The 5034-nt window shown below is 28.0% G+C and carries 7 protein-coding genes; all 7 read left to right on the top strand.

All coding sequences use genetic code 11. The features are described from left to right. Positions 1 to 59: 59 nt before the first annotated feature. The gene (locus tag E6A48_RS08025) at positions 60 to 482 is read left to right on the top strand and encodes a cyclophilin-like fold protein (RefSeq protein WP_219709545.1); all 423 of its coding nucleotides are present in this window, start codon (positions 60 to 62) and stop codon (positions 480 to 482) included. Between the two features lie 35 nt (positions 483 to 517). Then, a complete protein-coding gene (locus E6A48_RS08030; RefSeq protein WP_219709547.1) occupies positions 518 to 1075 on the top strand; it encodes a sugar O-acetyltransferase in 558 nt (185 codons plus the stop codon). 34 nt (positions 1076 to 1109) lie between these two features. Then, positions 1110 to 1955 (top strand): aldo/keto reductase, encoded by an 846-nt coding sequence (locus E6A48_RS08035; RefSeq protein WP_219709551.1) that lies wholly within the window; start codon positions 1110 to 1112, stop codon positions 1953 to 1955. Between the two features lie 19 nt (positions 1956 to 1974). Continuing rightward, positions 1975 to 2811: a carboxymuconolactone decarboxylase family protein gene (locus E6A48_RS08040; protein WP_219709553.1), complete on the top strand. Its 837-nt coding sequence runs from the start codon at positions 1975 to 1977 to the stop codon at positions 2809 to 2811. 262 nt (positions 2812 to 3073) lie between these two features. Continuing rightward, positions 3074 to 3631, top strand: a complete 558-nt coding sequence (locus E6A48_RS08045) for a flavodoxin (protein ID WP_219709554.1) — start codon at positions 3074 to 3076, stop codon at positions 3629 to 3631. 74 nt (positions 3632 to 3705) lie between these two features. Next, positions 3706 to 4773, top strand: a complete 1068-nt coding sequence (locus E6A48_RS08050; RefSeq protein ID WP_219709556.1) for an alpha/beta hydrolase — start codon at positions 3706 to 3708, stop codon at positions 4771 to 4773. Between the two features lie 23 nt (positions 4774 to 4796). Beyond that, positions 4797 to 5034 (top strand): aldo/keto reductase (locus tag E6A48_RS08055; protein ID WP_219709559.1); only part of this gene is annotated, 238 nt, incomplete at its 3' end.

The following is a 5034-nucleotide window of genomic DNA, read 5'->3' on the forward strand; positions in this document are numbered from 1 at the left end:
ATATTTCTCTTTCTAATTAAAATAAAATTAATCATGATGCTTATATAGGAGGCTAGAATATGAGAAAAATTATTATAACTTTTTTTATAGGATTATTCACTATGAATGCATTTGCTCAAAACACAAGAATAAAATTAACTTTTGAAGGCAATGAAATATATGCTCTAATTAATAATTCAAAAGCAGGAAATGATTTTTTATCTCTTCTTCCTTTAAACGTTAAAGCAGAAGATTTTAACAGCACAGAAAAAATATTTTATTTAAGCAAAAAACTAAATATAGAAGATGAACCAGACGGCATAAACCCTAAAGCAGGCGATATCACCTATTATGCTCCTTGGGGAAACATTGCTATATTTTATAAAGATTTTAGATACTCAAATAATTTAATTTATTTAGGCAAGTTTGAAAATACTTCAGATATAGAAAAACTTTCAAATATAAAAGGTAATTTTGATATACGCATTGAAAGGGTTAATTAAATGAATTGAAAAAATAAAAAGGAGAATAATAACTTATGAACGTTAAAGAGTTTTTAGAAAATTATAAAAATGGAAAAGAGATAAATATGTTTTCTGAAGAGTTTCAGATTATATATAACAAAATGCAAGAGACAGAAAAATTATTATGGCAGTATAACAACACTTTTCAAAGCTACAAAAATAACAGAGATATATTAAACAAAATATTTGAAACTAATTTAGATGAATCTGTAATTATAATGCCAAGCTTTCATATAGATATAGGAAATGTTGAGTTTGGAAAGAATGTATTTATAAATAAGAATTGCACCATTATGGATATTGGAGGCGTAGTTATAGAAGACAATGTACAGATAGCACATAATGTAAGCATAATAACACCAAATCATGATTTTAATAATAGAAATACATTGATTCCAAAGCGAATAACAATAAATAAAAATGTATGGATAGGAACAGCTGCTATTATACTTCCTGGTGTAACTATAGGAGAAAACTCGATAGTTGCTGCTGGTGCTGTTGTAAATAAGGACGTGCCAAGTGGTACTATAGTTGGAGGTAATCCTGCCAAAGTTATAAAAGAAATAAAATAATAACACAATAATATTTATAAAAAACGGAGACATTATGAATTGTATAAAGTTAAATAATAATGTTGAAATGCCTATTCTAGGATTTGGAGTATACAGAATAGAAGATTATGAAGAATGCAAAAAAGCAGTACTAAATGCCATTGAAGCAGGATACAGACATATAGACACAGCATCAATATATCTTAATGAAAAAGCTGTCGGAGATGCCATAAAAGAAAGCGGAATCAACAGAAAAGAAATGTTTATCACTACCAAATTATGGATACAAGATGCAGATTATGATAAGGCAAAGAAAGCATTTCAAATGTCTATGGAAAAATTAGGATTGGATTATTTAGATTTATATTTACTTCATATGCCTTTTGGTAATTATTATGCAGCTTGGAAGGCAATGGAAGAATTGTATGAAGCAGGACACATAAGGGCTATAGGCTGCTGCAACTTTTATAAAGATAGATTAATTGATTTTGCAGCACATAGTAAAATAATGCCTACAATTAATCAGATAGAAACTCATCCATTTTTTCAAAGATGGGAAGAGCAAAACTTAATGAAAGAATATAATATTACATTAGAATCTTGGGGACCTTTAGCAGAAGGAAAAAATAATATTTTCAATAACGAAATATTAAAAAGTATAGGTAAAAAATACAATAAAACTGCAGCTCAAGTTATTTTAAGGTGGCTTACTCAAAGAAATATACCTATTATTCCAAAGAGCGTAAACAAAGAAAGAATAATAGAAAACTCTAAAATATTCGATTTCACATTAGATGATAATGACATGAATATTATAAAAACTTTGGATAATAATAAAAACATAATATTTCTTAATGATGATGCTGACTTTATAAAGCAATTATTAAAATTGAAATATTAAAAATTAAGGAGATTATTAAATGAAAAAAACATTAAAAATTATTTTATCTTTATCTATTCTAGTAATAGTATTTTCATGCATAGCAAATTCACAAAATAAAGGAGGAAATTTAACTATGACAGAAAAAGCAAAAACTAAATATAATGAATTACTAAAAAGAGATGCAAGCCTAACTAAACCTAATGATCCAGATTTAGAAAGTATATTTAATAATTTCTTATATGGAGAAGTTTATAATCACGGCACATTGGAGCCTAAATTAAGAGAGCTTGTAACATTAGTTTCTTTAACAGCATCACAAGGCACTGATATGATAAAACCTCATGTAGAAACAGCTTTGAATGTTGGAGTTAGTCCTATAGAGATAAAAGAAGCATTATATCAATGTTCGCCTTATGTTGGATTTCCGAGGGTGTTTGCTGCATTAGAAAAAGCAAATGAAGTATTTAAAGAAAAAAATATTTCACTTCCTATAGAATCTCAATCAACAGTTACAGAAAGTACAAGATTCGATAAGGGATTGGAAACACAGGTAAGCATATTTGGAGATGCGATACTTGCTGCACATTCAAATGCTGCACCTAATCAGAAGCATATACAGAATTTTTTATCGGCTAATTGTTTTGGAGATTTTTACACAAGAAAAGGTTTAGACTTAAAAACTAGAGAGTTATTAACATTTATAATGATAATATCTTTAGGCGGAGCAGAACCTCAAGCTATAGCACATGCGAATGCTAATATTAAGATGGGCAACAGTAAAGATATGATGCTTGAAGCAGTAACACAATGTTTGCCTTATATAGGCTACCCAAGAACCTTAAACGCCATAACAATAATTAATAATATAGAATAATTATTAATATGGTATTTGCTTTATAATTGGTGATAATAATATTTGTTATCATTGGAGATATTGTAATAATAAATGCAGTCTTTTTGGTTCTTTGTGCCAACAAAAGAACTGGGGAATTATAAATTATTGTAAATATTTATTATTTAGTTTAAAACAAGTCTATTAATCATACTCTATAATAAAAATATAATGAAAAATGCAAGATAGGTGTATATTAAAAAAAATAAAACTTTATTTGATAGTAGATTAAGGAGGAACAAAAATGAAAAAAATAATTAAAATAATGTTAATGTCATTGCTTATTTCAAGTACATTATTAGTTGGAGGCTTAAACGCTCAAAGCTCAAAAACTTTAATAGTATATTTCTCTTGGGGCGGAAATACCAGAACCGCTGCCAATATGATTAAAAACCTCACTCAAGCAGATATGTTTGAAATAAAAACCGTTGAACCATATCCAAGTTCTTATAATGATACTGTAAATCAGGCAAGAAAAGAACAAAATGATGATTTTTTACCAAAGTTAAGTGCTAATATAAATAATTTGTCAAGCTACGACACTATAATATTATGTTACCCTAATTGGTGGGGCACTATTCCTCAGGCAGTAAAACAATTATTATTAACTCATGATTTCAGCGCTAAAAAAATTGCTCCTTTATGTACTCATGGCGGAAGCAGAATGGGAAGAAGCGTTACTGATATAACTTCATTATGTCCTAATTCAACTATATTAGAGGGTTTGAGTATATATGGAAGAAGCGTTAATAGTTCAGAAAATAATATAAAAACATGGCTTCAAAATATTAATATACTATAAAACTTTTATATTTACTTACTGCTTATTATAATTAATAGGCAGTAGTAAATAAAAAATATTTTAAGGATTATATAATGAAAAAATTCTTATTAGTGTTTTCAATAATATTATTAAGCATATCATGCAATAATTCTAATGATACGCAAAATAAAATTATTATAGATAAACAAGGAAGTTTCACATTTGGTGGTAAAGTGTTATCTGCAAATGGAGAATTTGAAAAAGATACTTTATTTCCAAGTTCAAACGGACAAACTTATCATAGCGACCATGGATATGCATTTTATCAAATACCTGTTAATTCTAAAAAGTACCCTATAGTATTTTTGCATGGAGGAGGACAATCTGCTAAAAGCTTTGAAACTACTCCAGACGGAAGAGAAGGTTTTCAAAATATTTTCTTAAAAAAAGGATATAGCGTATATTTGGTAGATCAGCCAAGGAGAGGAAGAGCTGGAAGAAGTTCTGTAGCTATAACTATTAATCCTACTCCTGATGAACAATCTTTATTTAATTGGTTTAGAATAGGTTCTTGGCCTCATTTTTTTGACAATGTGCAATTTAAAAATGATGAAGAAACTTTAACTCAATACTTTCAGCAAGTTACTCCTAATACTGGTAATTTTGATGAGGAAGTAGTATCTGATAGTTTATCTGCATTATTTGATAGAATAGGAGAAGGAATTTTACTAGCACATTCTCAAGGAGCTGGTCCTGCATTTTTTACAGCAATAAAAAATAAAAATGTTGAGGCATTAGTATTGTATGAGCCTGGCGGATGCAGTTTGCCTTTTCCTGAAAATGCTTCTCCTACTAATATTACTATGCCCGCATATTTTCCTATAAAAGAAATATCTGAAGATGATTTCAAAAAATTAGCAAGCATACCTATAGTAATTTATTATGGGGATAATATACCAAAAGAAAAATCTGATAATCCTTATTTGGAAGAGTGGAGATTGAGAGTAGAGTTAATAAAAAAATGGGAAGAAACTTTAAAATCTTATAATGCTGATGTAGATGTTGTAATTCTTCCAGAAATTGGAATATATGGAAATACTCATTTTCCTTTTTCAGATTTAAACAATTTAGAAATAGCAGACTTACTTGAAAAATACTTAAAAGAAAAAAAATTAGAATAAAATAATATTAAAAGGATTTATAAATGAAATATGTGAAATTAAATAATGGTTTGGAAATGCCTATTTTAGGTTTTGGAGTTTATCAAATTCAAGATTATGATGAATGTAAAAAAGTAGTACTAAATGCTATTGAAACAGGATACAGATTAATAGACACAGCAGCCTCATATGAAAATGAAAAAGCTGTTGGAGATGCCATAAAAGAAAGCGGTATAAACAGAAAAGAATTATTTATAACAACAAAATTATGGATACAAAAAA

This window comes from Brachyspira pilosicoli, from assembly GCF_019402445.1.
GTDB lineage: Bacteria > Spirochaetota > Brachyspiria > Brachyspirales > Brachyspiraceae > Brachyspira > Brachyspira pilosicoli_B.